This is a genomic window from Myxococcus sp. RHSTA-1-4 (assembly GCF_020037125.1).
Lineage (GTDB): Bacteria > Myxococcota > Myxococcia > Myxococcales > Myxococcaceae > Myxococcus.
Genome location: NZ_JAIQDG010000033.1, coordinates 61,149 through 78,192 on the forward strand (window position 1 = coordinate 61,149; position 17,044 = coordinate 78,192).

The 17,044-nt window shown below is 71.4% G+C and carries 16 protein-coding genes; 7 read left to right on the forward strand and 9 right to left on the reverse strand.

Annotation, left to right across the window (positions count from 1 at the left end):
• Positions 1–129: 129 nt before the first annotated feature.
• Positions 130–708, forward strand: coding sequence for a class I SAM-dependent methyltransferase (locus K8638_RS34620; protein ID WP_223758978.1), 579 nt, complete (start codon positions 130–132; stop codon positions 706–708).
• Here the strand turns inward: K8638_RS34620 and K8638_RS34625 are convergent.
• Both K8638_RS34625 and K8638_RS34630 read right to left on the reverse strand, forming a co-directional pair.
• A complete protein-coding gene (locus tag K8638_RS34625; RefSeq protein ID WP_223758979.1) occupies positions 683–1,657 on the reverse strand; it encodes a sigma-70 family RNA polymerase sigma factor in 975 nt (324 codons plus the stop codon). The genes K8638_RS34620 and K8638_RS34625 overlap by 26 nt on opposite strands.
• A gap of 3 nt (positions 1,658–1,660) precedes the next feature.
• On the reverse strand, positions 1,661–2,971 hold the full coding sequence (locus K8638_RS34630; protein WP_223758980.1) for an NAD(P)/FAD-dependent oxidoreductase: 1,311 nt from the start codon (positions 2,969–2,971) through the stop codon (positions 1,661–1,663).
• A 150-nt stretch (positions 2,972–3,121) separates the two neighbouring features.
• On the opposite strand from K8638_RS34630, the gene K8638_RS34635 reads away from it, so the two are divergent.
• Together K8638_RS34635 and K8638_RS34640 are read left to right on the forward strand one after the other, a co-directional pair.
• Entirely contained in the window at positions 3,122–3,502 is a 381-nt protein-coding gene (locus K8638_RS34635; RefSeq protein ID WP_223758981.1) for a TfoX/Sxy family protein, read from the forward strand.
• 194 nt (positions 3,503–3,696) lie between these two features.
• Positions 3,697–4,638, forward strand: a complete 942-nt coding sequence (locus K8638_RS34640; RefSeq protein WP_223758982.1) for an alpha/beta fold hydrolase — start codon at positions 3,697–3,699, stop codon at positions 4,636–4,638.
• A 58-nt stretch (positions 4,639–4,696) separates the two neighbouring features.
• Here K8638_RS34640 and K8638_RS34645 read toward each other — a convergent pair whose 3' ends face one another.
• Positions 4,697–5,602 (reverse strand): DMT family transporter, encoded by a 906-nt coding sequence (locus K8638_RS34645; protein WP_223758983.1) that lies wholly within the window; start codon positions 5,600–5,602, stop codon positions 4,697–4,699.
• 430 nt (positions 5,603–6,032) lie between these two features.
• Here K8638_RS34645 and K8638_RS34650 point away from each other — a divergent pair, with 430 nt between their 5' ends.
• Positions 6,033–7,184: a glycosyltransferase family 2 protein gene (locus tag K8638_RS34650; RefSeq protein ID WP_223758984.1), complete on the forward strand. Its 1,152-nt coding sequence runs from the start codon at positions 6,033–6,035 to the stop codon at positions 7,182–7,184.
• 109 nt (positions 7,185–7,293) lie between these two features.
• On the opposite strand, the gene K8638_RS34655 is transcribed toward K8638_RS34650, so the two are convergent.
• The 6 genes from K8638_RS34655 to K8638_RS34680 all read right to left on the reverse strand — a co-directional run bounded on the left by K8638_RS34655 (position 7,294) and on the right by K8638_RS34680 (position 13,854).
• On the reverse strand, positions 7,294–8,733 hold the full coding sequence (locus K8638_RS34655; RefSeq protein ID WP_223758985.1) for a hypothetical protein: 1,440 nt from the start codon (positions 8,731–8,733) through the stop codon (positions 7,294–7,296).
• 12 nt (positions 8,734–8,745) lie between these two features.
• On the reverse strand, positions 8,746–9,630 hold the full coding sequence (locus K8638_RS34660) for an NAD(P)-dependent oxidoreductase (protein WP_223758986.1): 885 nt from the start codon (positions 9,628–9,630) through the stop codon (positions 8,746–8,748).
• Complete coding sequence (locus tag K8638_RS34665; RefSeq protein WP_223758987.1) at positions 9,630–11,246, reverse strand: GMC oxidoreductase; 1,617 nt, start codon at positions 11,244–11,246, stop codon at positions 9,630–9,632. Before K8638_RS34665 ends, K8638_RS34660 begins: the two co-directional genes overlap by 1 nt.
• On the reverse strand, positions 11,236–11,706 hold the full coding sequence (locus K8638_RS34670; RefSeq protein ID WP_223758988.1) for a hypothetical protein: 471 nt from the start codon (positions 11,704–11,706) through the stop codon (positions 11,236–11,238). Before K8638_RS34670 ends, K8638_RS34665 begins: the two co-directional genes overlap by 11 nt.
• Positions 11,707–11,839: 133 nt before the next feature.
• Entirely contained in the window at positions 11,840–13,249 is a 1,410-nt protein-coding gene (locus K8638_RS34675) for a hypothetical protein (protein WP_223758989.1), read from the reverse strand.
• A complete protein-coding gene (locus tag K8638_RS34680) occupies positions 13,246–13,854 on the reverse strand; it encodes a TetR/AcrR family transcriptional regulator (protein ID WP_223758990.1) in 609 nt (202 codons plus the stop codon). The genes K8638_RS34675 and K8638_RS34680 overlap by 4 nt, the downstream gene beginning before the upstream one ends.
• 139 nt (positions 13,855–13,993) lie before the next feature.
• On the opposite strand from K8638_RS34680, the gene K8638_RS34685 reads away from it, so the two are divergent.
• The 3 genes from K8638_RS34685 (at position 13,994) to K8638_RS34695 (ending at position 16,974) form a co-directional block, all read left to right on the forward strand.
• On the forward strand, positions 13,994–15,319 hold the full coding sequence (locus K8638_RS34685; protein ID WP_223758991.1) for an alpha/beta fold hydrolase: 1,326 nt from the start codon (positions 13,994–13,996) through the stop codon (positions 15,317–15,319).
• Between the two features lie 8 nt (positions 15,320–15,327).
• Positions 15,328–16,395 (forward strand): BamA/TamA family outer membrane protein, encoded by a 1,068-nt coding sequence (locus K8638_RS34690; protein WP_223758992.1) that lies wholly within the window; start codon positions 15,328–15,330, stop codon positions 16,393–16,395.
• A 63-nt stretch (positions 16,396–16,458) separates the two neighbouring features.
• Positions 16,459–16,974, forward strand: a complete 516-nt coding sequence (locus K8638_RS34695) for a GreA/GreB family elongation factor (RefSeq protein WP_223758993.1) — start codon at positions 16,459–16,461, stop codon at positions 16,972–16,974.
• Positions 16,975–17,044 lie beyond the last annotated feature (70 nt).

A 17,044-nucleotide genomic window follows, 5' to 3' on the forward strand; every position in this document is an offset into this window, starting at 1 on the left:
CCCCCGGCGGTACGACATGCGCTGGCGTTAGCATCGGCCCGGTGTTCCTGGCACACCGCCAGGGGTTCCGGGCCGAGCCGTTTCCGGCCCGTGGCTTCGTGACTTCATTCACGTGGAGGAGGGTTCGGCATGAAGGCGCTCGCGTACGACGCGGTGATGGCTCCGCTCGGATGGATGGGACTCACCGAGGCCCGGAGGAAGCTCGTGCGTGGGCTGGCCGGCCGTGTGCTGGAGGTGGGCACCGGCACCGGCCTGGCGCTGCCGGGCTACCCGGACACCGTGACGTCCGTCACCGCCATCGACGTGGACGCCGAGGCGCTCGAGCGGGCCCGGCGGCGGCGCCCGGACGCCGAGCTGGTTCACGCCAGCGTGGAGGAGCTTCCGTTCCCCGACGCGGCCTTCGACGCCGTGGTGTCCAGCCTCGTCTTCTGCAGCGTGGACGCGCCGGCGCGTGGGCTGGCGGAGGTGTTCCGCGTGCTGCGCCCCGGTGGCGAGCTGCGCATGCTGGAGCACGTGCGCGCGCCGTCTTCCGGGCTGGCCACCGCGCAGGACCTGCTCACGCCCGCCTGGAAGCGGCTGACGGGCGGGTGCCGCCTCAACCGGGACACCTGGCTGTTCGTCCAGCAGGCCGGCTTCGAGGGGGTCCGCCGCGTGCAGCGGCTCCAGGGCATGAGCGAGCTCATCATCGCCCGCCGCCCTCCCCACTGAGGGGCATGCGCAGGCCCGTGAGCTTGCGGTCCGTGAGCACCGAGTGGAGCCGGGTGATGCGCCCGTCCGCGTCCACCTCCACCCGCACCACCGCGCGCGAGGCCCACATCGGGTCCTTCACGTCCGCGTACACGATGACCAGCGCCGGCAGCCCGTTGAGCATCTGGAGCTCCACCGCCGCCGGCGGGCCGCGCATCTCCATCAGCCGCGTGAGGAAGGTGAGCACCCGCCGCGCGCCCACCACCGGCACGTGCGCCGCGCGCACCTTGCCGCCACCGTCCGTCAGCGCGCGCACGTCCTCGGACAGCATCGCCTCCGCCGCCGCCACGTCGCCCGATAGCAGCGCGCCCATGAAGCCCTCCAGCGCCGCGCGCGTGCGCTCCTGGAGCTCTCGCGTGGGAACGCAGCGCGCGCGGTCGTACTCCGCCATCGCCGCGCGGGCGCGGTGGTGCACCACCTTCACGTGGACCTCGCTCATGTTCAGCGCCTCGGCCACCTCGCGCACCGAGTAGTCGAACACGTCGCGCAGCAGCAGCACCGCCCGCTGCTTCGGCGCCAGCGCCTCCAGCGCCAGCAGGAACGCGAAGGAGACGCTCTCCAGCAATTCGTAGCGGCCCTCCGTCGTGCCCCCTCCCGGCAGCCGTGCCTCCACTCCCGGCGGCGGCTCGGTGTCGCTCGTGTCCACGGGGGACGGGAGCCAGGGGCCCACGTAGGACTCCCGCTTGCGGCGGCGCAGGTGGTCCCTCGCCAGGTTCACCGCCACCCGCGTCAGCCACGGGCGCAGCGCCTCCTTCCGCTCCGGTGGCGAGGCCAGCGCCCGCGCGTACGTCTCCTGCACCAGGTCATCCGCGTCCGCGGCCACGCCCGTCATCCGGTAGCAGAGCCCCCAGAGGAAGCGCTCGTGCTCGCGCGCCGCCTCCGCCACCGCCCCGTGCCCCTGCGCTTCCATGCGCTATGCCCCCACCGCGCGCCGCGGCTCCGCCCGCTGGCCCTGAAGCAGGGAGCGCGCCACGGACTCGGCGCTCGCGAAGGACGCGTCCGCGAGCATTCCCTCCTGCCCCACCCAGTCCCCCACCCGGTACAGGCCGCTCACGTGCGGCACCTCCACGGGGGGCCGTCCGGACAGGCCGCCTCTCTTCGCGCTCGGCAGCAGGTGGCTCACCAGCAGCGCGGGCCGGAAGCGCCGGGCGACCACGTTCATGCGCCAGCCGGGTTGCAGCACGTCCATCACCGCCTCCAGCTCCGTCTCGCTCGCGCCGGCATCCGCGCCGGACAGGTACTTCATCACATGCACCATCGCGCAGCCCTCCGGCGCCAGCCGCGCCGACGCCGAGTGCACGGACGCGTACCACGGACCGTCCACCCCGAGCGCGAACAACGCGTCCGGCCTTGGCAGACCGGACAGTCCGAGCTCCAGCGTCGCGGCCTTCACCGGCACCGCCTCCGCCGCGTCCCCCGCGAGCACCGCGTCTCCGGGCACCAGCGACGCCACGTCGCCCGGACTCCCCGACATCACCACCGCGTCCGCCGCGTGCACCGTGCCGTCCGCGAGCCGGAGTCCCTCCACGTGCGCACCCGGTCCGTGGCCAGCGAGGCCCACCGCCTCGACTCGCACGGAGGTCTCCAGCCGGACACCGGCCTCGCGCGCCCGGGACGCCAGCGCGTCCACCAGCGTGCTCCAGCCGCCGTCCACGTAGAGGACGTTGTCGGCGAGCGCCATCTGGATTTGCGACACCGCCACCTCCGCGCTCAGCGCGTCGTGGTCCGCGCAGTAGGACGACACCCGCGTCAGCGCGCCGACGAGCGCCCGGGCGTCGTCGCGGGACAGGCGCGTGTCCAGCCACTCGCGCATCGACATGCCCGCCAGCGCGTGCGTGTCGATGCGGCCGATGCCCGCCAGCAGGCGTGCCAACTCCAGCTTCCCGGCGAGCGTGAGCAGGTCCGTCGTCATCAGGGACACGGGCCCGCGAGGCAGCGTGTGCAGCCGGCCTCCGCGCAGGGCGAAGGTGCCCGTCTGGCCGGGGATGCCACCCGTGGGCTTCACCCCCAGGCGGGTGAGCACCCGCAGCGCCGCCCCGCCCCGGTACAGCGCGTGGGGGCCGAGGTTGAAGCGGAAGCCCTCCACCTCCGTCGTCCAGGCCCGGCCTCCGAAGTGCTTCGCGCGCTCGTACACCGTCACCGCGCAGCCCCCGCGCGCGAGCAACACCGCCGCCGCCAGTCCGCCCAGCCCGCCTCCCACTACCGCCACCCGGGTCGCCTGCATGTCCTTCCTCCCGCTGTTGGCCCGGGAAAGTTCCGGGCGTTCAGCGGCTCCACGAAAGAGGGCGGAAAAAGGTTACAGGCGCGGCGCGGATGCTCCCGGGAAGGGAGGGGCCGGGCGCCCGGCTTGGAGTAGAACGGGCGTTCCGAGCCCATGCCCTCGTCCCGCTCCTCGCGCACGAAGACTCCCGCCGTGACGGCTCCGACTCCGAAGAAGAAGCGGAGCGCGCCCGGTCCGGCGAAGGCCGACACTTCCGCCGCGGGCTCCACGGCCCGGCTGTTGAACCTTGGCGAGCGCACCTCCGAGCGACTCCACGCCGTGGGCATCACCGACGAGGCCATGCTGCGCGCGGTGGGTGCCACCGAGGCATACCGCCGCCTCAAGGCCGCGTTTCCGAAAGACGTGTCGGCCGTGGCCCTCTATGCCCTGCACGGCGCGCTCACGAACACGCACTGGAACGACTTCCCGCCCGAGGTGAAGGCGCAGATGCGGGCGCGGGCGGAGGACTCCGGGCCGCCGTCGCGGCGCCGATGAGCCTCCGGCCTCCATCCGCTCCAGCCCACCAGCGGGTCACACCCACCTCACGCTGGTCAGGCCGGCCTCACGGGGCGGACAAGAATTCCTGACAACCCCGCGAGTTACTCTCCATCGGGCAATGTCAGAGGTAGGCGTATGATGACTCGTACAGCGGCGGACTCTCCCGCCGCGAACGTCCGAGGCATCAACGCATGAGAAAGCTCCTCGCCGCCCTGCTCGCACTTCCCGTCCTCGCCGCCTGTGGCCCCGCACCGGAGCCCGACACCTCCACCACGGCCGGACAGGCGCAGCAGGTCGACGCGCGCACGGACACGCAGGAGCTGTCCGCCGCGCCCCGCGAGCGCTCCATCACCCTGAGCACCGGCGTGACGCTCCGCTACGTGGAGCAGGGCGCGAGGAACGGCCCCGTCGTGGTGTTCCTCCACGGCTACACGGACTCGCACCACACGTGGGATTTGAACCTGCCCATCTTCCCGCGCAACTTCCACATCTACGCGCTGGACCAGCGCGGCCACGGTGACTCGTCCCGTCCCGGGTGCTGCTACACGCAGCAGGACTTCGCCGCGGACGTGGTGGCCTTCCTGGATGCCATGGGCGAGGAGCAGGCCATCCTCGTCGGCCACTCCATGGGCAGCTTCATCTCGCAGCAGGTGGCGCTCGACTACCCGGGCCGCGTGCGGGCGCTGGTGCTCGTGGGCTCGGCCCCCACCGTCGCGGGCAACGAGGTGGCCCTGTTCCTGAAGTCCATCGTCGACACGCAGGTGGGCACGGTGGACCCGGACTTCGTCCGCGAGTTCCAGACGAGCACCTTCCTGCGGCCCGTGCCGCCCTCGTACATCGACACGCTCGTCTCGGAGAGCCTGAAGCTGCCCGCCAGCGTGTGGCAGGCCACGCTCGACGGCCTCATCGCGGAGGACCACTCGGCGCGGCTGGGCGAGATTGACGTGCCCGTGCTGGTGGTGGGCGGTGACTCGGACGGCTTCTTCCCCGTCGAGCAGCAGCAGGCGCTGGTGGATGCCATTCCCGGCGCCACCTTCGTCCTCTACCCGGGCACCGGCCACGCGCCCCACGCGGAAGTGCCGCACCGCTTCGTGCACGAAGTGCAGCGCTTCCTGAAGTCGGTGTCGAAGTAGCCTGACGCGCGGGCCCGGCGCGGGAGGCTCCAGGTGGGTCCCCGCCCCGTGCCGGCCTCTACCCCGGCCCCGCGGGCTGAGCGTCCCGCGAGGGAGCCTCGGATGAGGGGGGCGCACCGGCCCGCGCCAGCATCACCGCGGCGGTGAGGATGAGGAGGCCGCCCAGCATCTGCCGGGCGCTGAGCCGCTCTCCCATGAAGAGCGCGCCAATCACCACCGCCGTCAGTGGCTCCATGGTGGACACCAGCGACGTGTTCACCGGGCCGATGCGCACCATGCCCATGAAGAAGAGGAGCACCGCGGCCACGGTGCACACCAGCGCCAGGGCGAGCACCGCCCCCCAGCCGGTGGCGGTGGTGGGGAAGGCCGGGCCCTTCACCGCCACGCCGATGCCCAGCGTGACGGCGGCGGCGCAGAGGATGAGGGTGCTGGAGGCCAGGGGCCCCGCCGCGCCCGCCACCCGCGAGCTGATGACGACGTAGACGGCGTACAGGAGCGCCGACAGCAGGCCCAGCAGGAGGCCCACCGGCTTCACCCCTCCCGCCGCCAGGTCCACCGTCAGCGCCGTGCCCCCCAGCGCCAGCGCCACGGCCAGCCACCGCACCCGGCCCAGCCGCTCGCGGAAGACGAAGACCTGGAGGAGCGCCACCAGCGCCGGGAAGGAGTACAGCAGCAGCGCGGCCAGCCCCGCGGGGATGTGGCGGAGGGCGGCGAAGTAGGAGCCCGCTTCACCCACGTAGAAGCCACCCAGCAGCACCAGGCCCAGCGACACCTTCCAGCCCGGCAGCCGCTGGCGGCGCACCGCCATGACACAGGCCAGCACCCCACCGGCGAGGCCGAAGCGCAGGAAGAGCAGCGAGGCCACGTCCGCGCCCGCGTCGTAGGCGAGACGTCCGAAGAAGCCGAGCGCGCCGAAGCACGCCCCGGACAGGGCCACGAAGAGGAAGCCAGCGGTGCGGTTCATGACGGGCGCGCGCACCCTGCTTCAAGCGGGCGCCCGTGTCACGCGTCCCGCGCCCCTGGCGTCAGCCGGCCCGGACTACCAGTAGCTCACGTCCAGCGGCACCGCGCCTTCCGCGACGAGCTGCCGGGCCTTCTGTGAGAGTTCCTGGGGAGTCATACCTTTCATCCTCCGGCGAGCCGCCCCGGCGGAAGCGTGCATCTTCCAGGGATGTGGTGACTTTCCAGACGAGACGAGGGGACGGGAAGCCGTGGAATGAATGCCGGGAGGCAAGGGCCCACCCGGGCGCCTGCCTTTGGGGGCCGCCTCCTATCCCCAACCATTTTTCCCATGGTAAGAGGCCGCGGCCCTCCCAACCCGGTGCATTCCCTTGCCCTCTTCCGCGCTCATGCTCGCGCCTGATTCGTCCCAGCCCCAGCAGCCGGACGACTCGATGGAAGTGTCGGTCGTCATTCCCTGTCTCAACGAGGTCCGCACGCTCGGGGCCTGCATCGAAAAGGCACTCGCGAGCTTCCAGCGGCTGGGCCTCCGCGGCGAGGTCGTGGTCGCGGACAACGGTTCCAATGACGGCTCGGTGGAGCTGGCCCAGTCGCTCGGGGCGCGGGTGGTGCACGTGCCGCAGCGGGGCTACGGCAACGCGCTGCGCTTCGGCATGGCGGGGGCCAGGGGCCGCTGGCTCATCATGGGCGACGCGGACGACACCTATAACTTCGAGGAGATTGGCCCCTTCGTCGAGCGGATGCGCAACGGCGCGGAGTTCGTGATGGGCACCCGGCTGGGGCCGGGCAAAATCATGCCGGGCGCCAACCCGCTGCTGAACCGCTACGTCGGCACGCCCGTGCTCACCTTCGTGCTCAACCGGCTCTTCAGCACCCGCATCCGCGACGTCAACTGCGGCATGCGCGGGCTGACGCGAGAGGCGTTCGACCGGCTGCAGCTCGAGAGCGAGGGCATGGAGTTCGCGTCGGAGATGGTCATCAAGGCGGCGCTGCACGACCTGGACATCCAGGAGGTGCCCGTCACGCTGTACCCGGACCGCCGGGGCCGCCCGCCCCACCTGCGCCGCTGGCGCGACGGGTGGCGGCACCTGAAGTTCATGCTGCTGCACGCGCCCGACCAGCTCCTGTTCCGCCCCGGGATGGCGGCGCTGCTGCTCGGCCTGCTCTTCGTGGTGCCCGTGTCCTTCGGGCCGGTGGTCATCCTCGGCCAGTCGTTCGACTTCCACTACCTGTTCTTCGGCGGCACCCTCGTCCTCATGGGCATGCAGGGCGTGCTGGGCGCGTTGCTGGCGCGCAGCCTGGTGGGAGGCGTCATCATCCGCCCCGGGCGCTTCGCCTCCGCGCTCGCCAACTGGCTCACCTTCGGACGCGGGCTGGCGGTGGGCGGCGCGTTGCTGCTCGCGGGCCTGGTGCTCGAGGCGGTGGTGGTCGGCATCTGGCTGCACAACGACATGCGCGTGCTGATGGAGCCGCGCCGCAGCGTGCTGGGCATGTTGCTGATGGGCGCGGGGGCGGAGGTGGCGCTGTTCTCCTTCCTCCTCGCCGTCCTCAAGACGCACAGCCAGCCGCGCCAGGCCCAGGCCTGAGCAGGGCCCCCTCTGGAGAGGGGCCCACCAGAAGAAGCCCCGCGTCCCCTTCTGGAGCGCGGGGCTTCTTCGTTGCGGGAGTGGGGCCGCCAGCCGGCCCCGCGCCGCTTCAGCTCGCCACGCTGGCGCGGGCGGGGGCCTCGTTCGCTGGCGGCAGCGACACGGGCGCGGGCACCTCGCCGCCACCGCGCGCCGCGCGCCGGGCCCCCCAGAGCTGGTACGCCATGACGATACAGGCCAGCACGGGCAGCCACATCACCCGGGCCTGGTAACGGTGGTAGACGCCCGACAGCAGCGCTGTCACCATCGCGTTGCCCAGCAGCGTCAGGGCCACCATCACCGCCAGGAGCACCGTGCGCCCGTCCAGCCGGCGCCGGTAGGCGAGCACCGCCAGCACTGGCAGCAGCACCAGCGAGAGCATGCCCAGCGTGCGGTTGAGCGGCCGATGCTGCTTGAAGAACTCCTCCAGCCGATTCATCTGCTGCAGCGAGTGCTCGAAGGCGAACACCTCCCGCGGGTACTGCTCGGGGATGATTTGAAGAATCCGGTTCGAGCGGGAGTAGGCGCCCAGCCCATCCCCCAGGTCATAGGAGTCCAGTTGCCGCCCCACGTTGCGCACCGCCTTCTTCAGGTGCAGCCAGGGCAGGTAGCGCACGGAGTCCTTCACCATGCGCATGGACTCTTCCGACTTCGCATAGCCGCCCACCGCGTGGAAGGCGGGCGGCCCCTCGAAGAGGAAGGTGTCCGAGTGCATCCCCCGCAGCTCCTCCTGGTGGTCACACAGGACGTAGTGCTCCACGCCACAGCGCCGCGCGAGCAACTCCTGGATGATGCCCTCCTTGATGAGCCGCGCGGTGATGAAGATGTGGCCCGCGCGGGAAAAGTAGGCCGCGCCGGTCAGCAGCTTGTACATCGTGGGCCAGAGCACCAGCACCGCCCCGAGCGCCAGCGCCGGCACGCCCAGGTGCAGAAGCCCCCGGCACCCTCGCCGCCGGAGCCCCCAGGCGATGAGCCCCACCGACACCAGCAGCCCCAGCGCGATGGCCAGGTGCGAGTTGTGCACCATCACCGACACCATGAAGATGCCCACCAGCACGGCGCGCTCGCCCTTGGCCAGGCTCGAGCCGTGGCAGGCCAGCAGGTAGAAACTGACCACGAGGTAGGAGAGGAACACGTCCGCGACCAGCTGCCCGGCGAAGCGCGACAGGCCGGTGGTCACTACCAGCACGGCCAGCACCGTCAGCCGCGAGCCGCTCCGGCCCAGGCCCATGCGCGAGAGCAGCAACAGCACCAGGAACGCGCCCATGGCGGCCTGCGCGAGAGCCGGAACCCACAGGCTTCCGAAGGGAATGAAGAGCCGCAGGAACAGGCCGTAGAAGATGGGCCGGTCATGCAGCACGACCATCTCATTCGCCGAGACCAGGTACGCGGCCGTGTCTCCGAAGATGAGCGGATACCCATTGATGTAGGGCACCACCATGCACAGCAGGGTGCCGAGCGCCAACTCCCACCACGGCAGACGCGGGTGGGACGGAACGGAAGGCGTCATGAAGGTCTCCGCTCAGGGAGGAAGGTTGGCGAGGCTCTCCGCGGCGCTGCGCGCGCGCAGCCCCAGCCGGGCGAGGTCCGCTTCCGAGGGCACATGGCGCAGCGCGCGCATGCCGAGCAGGTTCTCCGAGGACACCGGCAGCGGCAGCCGCAGCTTCTCCACCAGCCGCAGCGCCAGGAGCACCGGCCCGTAGGGCAGCGGCAGGATGAAGCGGCGGCGCCCCAGCTGCGCGGCCATGGAGAGGAAGAGCTCGCGCAGGGTGACGCCTCCGGGCTCGGCCACGGTGAGCGTGCCGGTGATGCCGCGCTCAATCGCCACCTGGATGCCGCGCACCAGGTCCTCGATGTGCACCGTCTGGATGACCTGACGGCCGCCGCCGAAGACGGGCACCACCGGCAGCTTGCGGATGGTGGAGCGCATGCGCTCGAAGAGGCCCGAGTCTCCGATGATGAGGCCGGGACGGAGCGCGAGGTCCCTCGCCGGGTCCAGCTCGCGCTCCAGCCCGTACTTGCTGCGCCCGTAATAGGACTCCGCCTCCGCGTGCGCCGAGGTGCTGGAGATGAAGATGAAACGCGGCACGCCGGCCTCGCGCGAGGCGCGCAGGAGCTGCCGCGTCCCCTCCTCGTTCACCCGCTGGGCCTCCGCCAGGTTGGTGAAGCGCGTCATGTAGGCAGCGTGGATGACGACGTCCGCCCCCTTCAGCGCCGCCGGGTCCAGCTCTCCCGGCAGCGACAGGCGGAAGCGCTCGATGCCGGGCTGCTTCCATGGATAGGCGGCGGTGTCCCGCACGAGCGCGCGCACCTGGAAGCCCTCGCGGGCGAGGTGCTCACACAGCGCGCGCCCGAGCAGTCCGTTGGCGCCGCTGACGGCGACGGTGCGTCCGGTGGATGCGGTCATCAGACGTGCCCTCCCTGGAGCCGGCGAGCGAGGCGGGTGCCCACGCGGTCGGCATTGGCCATCATGGTGAAGGTGAGCCCCTTCGAGGGCAGCTTCGGGAACACCGAGCCGTCCGCGAGGTAGACGTTGCGCGTGCCGTGCAGGCGGCAGTCCCCGTCCACCGTGAGCGGGCCGCCGCCCTCGCGCATGGGGAAGGTGCCCGCGTAGTGGATGCTGGAGCCGTGGCCGGGGCGGATGCGCTTGAGCGGCACGCAGCCCAGCCCGAGGAAGTGGCGCAGCAGCGCGCGCTCGCCGTCGGACTGCGCGCGCTCCTCCTCGGCGGCCGGCTCGTAGCGGACCTCCAGCCGGTCCGGCGCGCCGTCCGCCCCACGGTGCAGGGCCACGCTCTTGCCCGGCCCCGGGCTGTCCTCGTGGTGGATGCCGAGGATGTTCACCAGCGGCATCAGGAGCTGCATCACCTGCACGCCCTCACGCAGCGGCAGCGGCGCCTCCTTGAGGAGCTTGAACATCAGCAGCGAGCGGTACGAGTAGAGCTGCCCGTGCATCCCCACGCCGTCCTTCGGGTGGTAGACGACCTCGAGCTGGGTGAGGCTGTGGCGCCTGTCCCGCGGGGCCTTCCCGAGCATCCCCAGGTTGACCATGGGGACGTACGTGTACGGGTTGCAGACCAGCGGCACGCGCTCGCCGTAGCGCCCGAGCGAGCGCAGGACGATTCGCGCCGTGCCGAGGGTGCCCGCGGCGAGCACCAGCGCGTGCGCGTCGTGCCGCTCGTCCGCGCCGGTGTCCGCGTGGCGAGCCAGGAGGCTCACGCCGCCGCCGTCCCGCTCCGAGAAGGACAGCACGAAGCGCCGGTCGAGGTAGCGGAAGTTGGGGAAGCGCTTCAGCTCCTCCAGCGTCCACTGGGGCCGGTACACGCTGCGGTCCGTGTCCGCCCAGAACTCCATGTCGCGGTAGGCGTGGCCGTCGCGGCCCCGGTGGGGACGGCTGCACACCGCGAGCCGCGCCTTGCCCATGAAGAAGCCGGCCGCGTTGAGCTTCTCGCGCTTGCGCTGGTAGCGGGAGAGCACCGCCTCCGCGTTGCTGTCGATGTCCAGCGGCGGCTGCATCGCCTGGGAGTCACCCAGGAAGGGCAGCAGGTCGTCCCTGTCTCCGGAGACGCCCACGCGCTCGGCCACCGTGTCGTAGTGCGGCGCCAGGTCGGCGTGCGTGAAGGGCAGTCCCTCCAGCTCGTGCGCGTCGAAGGGGAAGGCCCCCGCGCCCCAGCCGGCGGCGAGCCCGCCCACCGCGAGGCTCTCCGTGGGGGTGAAGGTGTTCGAGTCCAGCGGCATCCACCGGGCCGTGTCCGCGGAGATGTGCATGCGCGGCGGGGTGAGCTGCGCGCCCACTCGAATCTTGCCGAAGGGCACGCCCTCGAACTGGTCGCCAAGGAAGTAGCGATGCTGCCGGGCATCGCCCTGGCGCACCTCGGTGAAGGGCTGGTGGGGAATCAGCGGCGCGTAGGTGCGGTCCGTGTTGCCGAAGTCCACCAGCGTCACCCGGTGGCCCGCCTCCACGAGGGGGAAGGCCGCGTTGACGCCGCTGGCGCCGGAGCCCACCACGAGGACCTCAGCGCTCATCGCCACCCGCCTCCACCATGCTCAGCAGGATGAGCCCCACCACCAGCTTGAAGGCCACGCTCAGGCCGAGCAGCGCTCCGCGCAGCACCAGCCGGGGCACGGACACGGCCTGGGGCAGGAAGCGCGCGGTGAAGTCCGGCGTCGCCTCCAGCACGGCCGCGCCCACCAGCAGCTTGCGGCGCAGCAGCGAGTCCGGACGGCGGAAGGCCGCCGCGGCGTCCAGCATGGGCAGCGCCCACGGACGCCGAGTCACGTAGTCGAGCAGCCGCGCGTCCGCGGCGGAGGCGGGCTCGGCGAAGAGCTTCTCATTGGCGGCGCGGTAGCGCTCCACCACTTCCGCCGGAGGCTCGGCTCCAAGCAGGTAACGCAGGAAGACGTGGGCTTCGAGAGGCGCGAACACGAGCTCCGCGAGCGCGGAGCCCCCCGGCTCCGAGGTGGAGACAGCACGGCTGGCAGGCATGACGGGGCGCACCTTTACCATGAATGTCCGGGATGCGAAGTCCAGCGGCGCGCTGACCGGACAGACGGGCTGGCGCCGGGCCGGCGTGATGCATGCCGGGCCGGGACACCCGCGCATGGAGCGGGCTCGCGCCTCAGGGCGTGAAACCCAGCCGAGAGGCCTGCTCGCCGCGTCCCTCGTTCCCGGTCCGCCGGTTCGCCCAGAGCCGAAGCGCCAGCGCGACGCAGGCCAGGATCGGCAGCCACATCGCGCGGGATTGCAAGCGGGGGAAGACGCCCGACAGCAACGAGGTCAGGACCGCGTTGTAGACGAGCGTGAGCGCGACCATCACCGGCAGCACTGCCGCGCGCCACTCCCCGCCACGCCGGAGTGTGAGCCACCCCAGCACCGGCAGCAACACCAGCGAGAGCACGCACACCCACTGGTGGAGGGGCCGGTGCCGGCCGAGCAGTGGCAGCAGCCGGTCCGTCTCCTGCATCGAGCGCTGGTAGCTCGGCGCGTCGGCGGGATACAGCTCCGCGATGGCCCGGAAGGCGTACCGGTCCGGCCCGTACCGCTCCACCCCGTCCTCGAGGTCGAAGGAGCGGAGCTGGCTCCACACGCCGCGCACCGCCGCCTCGAAGTGCATCCCGGGCAGGTAGCGCACCGAGTCCACCAGCATCCTGCTCACCTGGCGAGAGCGCATGTTCCAGCCGCCCAGGCCGATGAAGGAAGGGCGGTCCAGGAACAGGAACTCGCCCGAGCTCATCCCCTTCAGGTCGTCCTGGTAGTCACAGAGGGCGTAGTGCTCCACGCCGCAGCGCCGGGCGAGCAGCTCCTGGACGATGCCGTCGTTGATGAGCCGCCCGGTGAGGAAGATGTGGCCCGAGCGGGAGAAGAAGGCCCTTCCCGACAGCAGCTTGTTGACGGTGGGCCAGATGACCAGCACCGCCACGAAGGCCAGCGCCGGCAGCCGCAGGTCGGCCACTCCCCGCGTCCCACGCCGGCGCAGCCCCCACGCGAGCAGCCCCACCGACACCAGCATCGCTCCGCAGAGGACCAGGTGCGTGTTGTGCACCAGCACGGACACCATGAGGATGGCCACCAGCAGCGCGCGCTCCACCCGGGACAAATCCTCGCGGTGACAGGCCAGCAGGTAGAACGACAGCACGAAGTAGCCGAGGAACACGTCCGGCATCAACTGCCCGGCGAAGCGCGACAGCCCCGTCACCAGGACCAGCACGGCCAGGACCGCCAGCCGCCGCGTGGCGCGGCGGAGCCCGAAGCGAATCAGCACCAGGCTGACCAGGAACGCGCCGATGGCCGCCTGGACGAGCACCGGAGCCCACAAGGTCTTGAAGCCGTGGAACAGGCTCAGGAACAGGCTGTAGAAGATGGGCCGGTCCGGCGGGACGGCCCAGTCGAAGGAGTGGAGCAGGTATACGCCGGTGTCCGAGAAGACGAGCGGGAAGCCGTTGAGCCACGCGACCGCCGAGCAGAGCGCGGTGCCCAGCAGGAGCTCCCACCAGGACGGACGGGGAAACGACGGGTCGGAGACCTTCATCGGGTCTCCTCGCGGAAGAGCATCCGTGAGGCCTGCTTCGCCCAGGCACGCCGCGTCTCGAGCGTCCCGAAGTCGAGCAGGAGGAACTGGTCGAACAGCCGCGGCATCATCCCGAGCAGGAGCACCGAGGACCAGACCTGGGTCAACGCCAGACGGAGTTGGTACTCGGTGAGGTGCGGCGCCGCCGGGGCGAGCCTCGGCACGAGCTCGCCGAGAAAGGCATTGAGGCGCTGGATGGCCACCCCGTCATAGCGCTGCTGGACGAGCACCTCGCGGAAGTGCGCGTGCGCGATGCGCGGGTAGCGCGTGGTGTTGCCCAGGAGGTCCTCGAGGAGGACCTCGAACGCCTCGCGGATGCCGAGCCCCTCGGCGCGAAGCTTGTCGAAGTCCGTGAGCACGTGCCCGAAGGCCTGGTCCAGCGTCTGCTCGATGGCCAGGGCAATCAGCCGCTCCTTGCTCCGGAAGTAGTAGCTGATGGCCGCGCTATTCACCTGCGCCTCGCGGGCAATCTCCCGAATGCCCGTGGCGTCCACCCCGTCCCGCTCGAGGCAGACGATGGTCGCCCGGAGGATGCGCTCCCTCGCGCCCTGGTCCTCGCTCTCCATCCCGATAAACCCTTGAAATGACGTAAAAACCCGAGGCGCACTTGACGCCAGGGCGCGTTTCAATCAATTGATTCAATCAAACGATTGAATCGGGAGATTAAATCCAATGACCAACCCGGGTGACAGTAGCGCAGGAAGGGTGAGCCGGCGAAGCATGCTGGCGGGCATGGGGCTCTTCGCCGGTGGAGCGGCGGCGGCGGCAGGGGCTCGCCAGTTCCTGGTGCCGGCTCCGGTGGAGGTCCCCGGCATCAACCCCCGCGGCGACGCCTGGTACGACCTGCGCCTCACGGGCGACGGGCTGATGGACAACCAGCTCCTGTGGTTCCTGGGCCATGCCACCCACGGGCAGAGCGACGTGGGCGAGGCGCTGGAGACGGCGAAGCGCATCCAGGCCGGCGACGAGAAGAGCTGGTTCGACGCGTGGCTGAAGACGGCGCAGCGGGTCCACGGCATCGCCAGCACCGTCGAGGCGAAGGGGCACCGGCTGAGCGCGGGCGCGGCCTACGCGCGCGCCGCCAACTACTACCGCGCGGCGACGATGCACTACACGGACACCGCGGACCCGCGGCTGCTGGAAGTCACGCGGAACGCGGCCACCACCTTCGAGAAGTCGAACGCGCTGCTCGGGTACGCGGCGGAGCCGCTCGACATTCCGTACGAGGGCACCACGCTGCCCGCGTACTTCCTCCGCTCACCCCATGCGAAGCCAAGCGCGCCCGTCCTCCTGCTCCACCAGGGGCTGCACGCGTGGCCGGAGGAGACGAAGTGGGTCTGGGACGGCGCGTACAAGCGGGGCTACCACGTGCTCCTCCTCCACGGACCCGGACAGGGCCGCTCGCTCCGGGAGCGGGGACTGTCCTTCCGGCCGGACTGGGAGAAGGCCGTGTCTCCCGCGGTCGACGCGGTGGAGCGCATCAGCGGGGTGGACCCGAAGCGCATCCTGCTGATGGGGCTGTCCTTCGGCGGCGCGCTGGCGCCCCGGGCGGCGGCCTTCGAGCCGCGCATCTCCCTGTGCATCGCGAACCCCGGCGTCCTGAGCTGGTGGGACGCGATGACGGGGCACTTCAACCGCTGGCTCCCCGGCGTGCTGTCCCTGCTGAAGTCGCACCCGGTGCAGTTCGACCGGGCCATCCTCGAGCTCGCGGAGGGCTGGCCCACCGCGAGGTACTGGCTGCGGGACGTGTACTGGAAGCATGGCGCGAAGACGCCCTCCGAGCTGTTCCGGAAGCTGGAGGAGTTCGACAACACCTCCGTCGTGGAGCGCATCCGCTGCCCCGTCCTCATCATGGAGGGTGACGCCGAGGACGCGTCGCCGGGCCAGTCCCAGAAGCTGTACGACGCGCTCCGGGGGCCGAAGCACCTGATGCGCTTCACCCACGAGGAGGCCGCGCCGCTCCACTGCCAGGCGGCTTCCATGGCCCTGGCCGAGCAGCGGCTGTTCGACTGGCTCGATGAGAACGTGTGAGGCGCGCGATGACCTCCGTGCGCCCCCTCGCCTTCGTCCTCTGCCTCCTCGCCCTCACGCCGGCCCGGGCCCAGGAGGAGGGACGGTTCAGCCTCGTTCCCTTCGTGCTGCCCGCGTACCAACCGGAGACGAGCTTCCTCCTCGGTGGCGCGGCCTCCCTCGTGTACCAGCCGCCAGGCGGGAGTGGCCGCCGGGACTCCCAGGTCCTGCTGGCCGCCGCCGCGAGCATCCGGGGGCAGTTCACCCTGCTGCTCCAGCCGGACGTGTACTTCCTCGATGACCGGCTCAACCTCACCGCGACGGCCAGCGCGGCGCGGTTCCCCGACGTGTTCTTCGGAACGGGCGCGTACACCCGGGCCGAGGACGAGGAGGACTACACGCCCGTCTACTTCGAGGTGGAGCTGAGCCCGAAGTGGCGGGTGGCGCCCCGGCTGTATGTCGGCCCCACCTTCCGGCACCAGCGCGCGCGCATCACGAACATGGCACCGGAGGGAGCGGTCCGCTCCGTGACGGGCTCCGCCGGAGGGACGACGCTCCAGTTCGGGCTCACCGCGCTTTATGACTCGCGGGACAACACCCTGAACCCCACGACGGGCTTCCTGGGGCGGCTGAACCTGCGCCGCGCGAGCGGGGACTGGGGCTCCGACTACACGTTCGACCTGCTGCGGCTCGATGCGCGGCGGTACGTGCCGCTTCCGTGGGGGCAGCGGCACGTGCTCGCGCTGCAAGGACTGGTGGAGCTCCGCCGGGGCGAGCCGCCGTTCTATGACACCGGCCGGCTCGGGGGCATGGAGCTGAGCCGGGGCCACCTCGAGGGACGCTTCCGGGAGCGGCAGCACCTGGGCGCGCAGGTGGAGTACCGCGCGCCCCTCTTCTGGCGCTTCGGCGGAGTGGCCTTCGCCTCGGCCGCGACGGTGGCTCGCGGCCTGGACGACCTCGAGGCCAGGGCCATCAAGCCCGCGGGGGGCGTGGGGCTGCGCTTCGCTCCGCTCGACGACGTGCCGGTGAACGTCCGGCTCGACGTGGCCTACGGCACGCAGATGAGCTTCTACCTCAACGTGGGCGAGGCCTTCTGACCCCGTCCCCAGGCGGAAAACTGGAGGTGCCGGCACAGGGCGCTACAGTCCTGTGCCGATACCATGCCACTCGACAAGCATGAGCTCCTGAGACAGCTCGCCGAGCGACTCCAGCAGTCCGACCGGCTGGCCCACCGGGCCGAGGCCGAGGCGCGCGAGGCCGCCCGCAGCCTGGCCACGGAGTCGGAGAAGAAGGAGGACGGCCGCGCGGCGCTGGAGTTCGGCAGCCTCGCCACCGGTCAGGCCGCCCGCGCCCGCCGCGTGCAGGAGGAGTTGCAGGCCCTGGCCGCCTTCGGCCAGGGAGAGATGCCCCGCTTCCCGCGCAAGGGCCCGGTGGCCCTGGGTGCCATCGTCGACATGAGCACCGAGGACGACGACGGCTTCGCCGAGCGCACCTTCTTCGTGCTGCCGGTGGGCGCCGGCACCGAGTTGACGGGCCCCGGCGGCGACGGCTTCCTGTCCGTCATCACCCCCGCCTCCCCCGTGGGCCGTGCCCTCATGGGCCGCAAGGCCGGGGACGTGGTGGAGGTGACGCTGGCCGGAGAGGTGCGCGAATGGACGGTGCTCGAGGTGGCATGACGCGCCGTGTCCCTCGCCATGCGCCCGGGATGTCAGGCCCCGGACGAAGGCCCGGGGGACAGTAGAACCC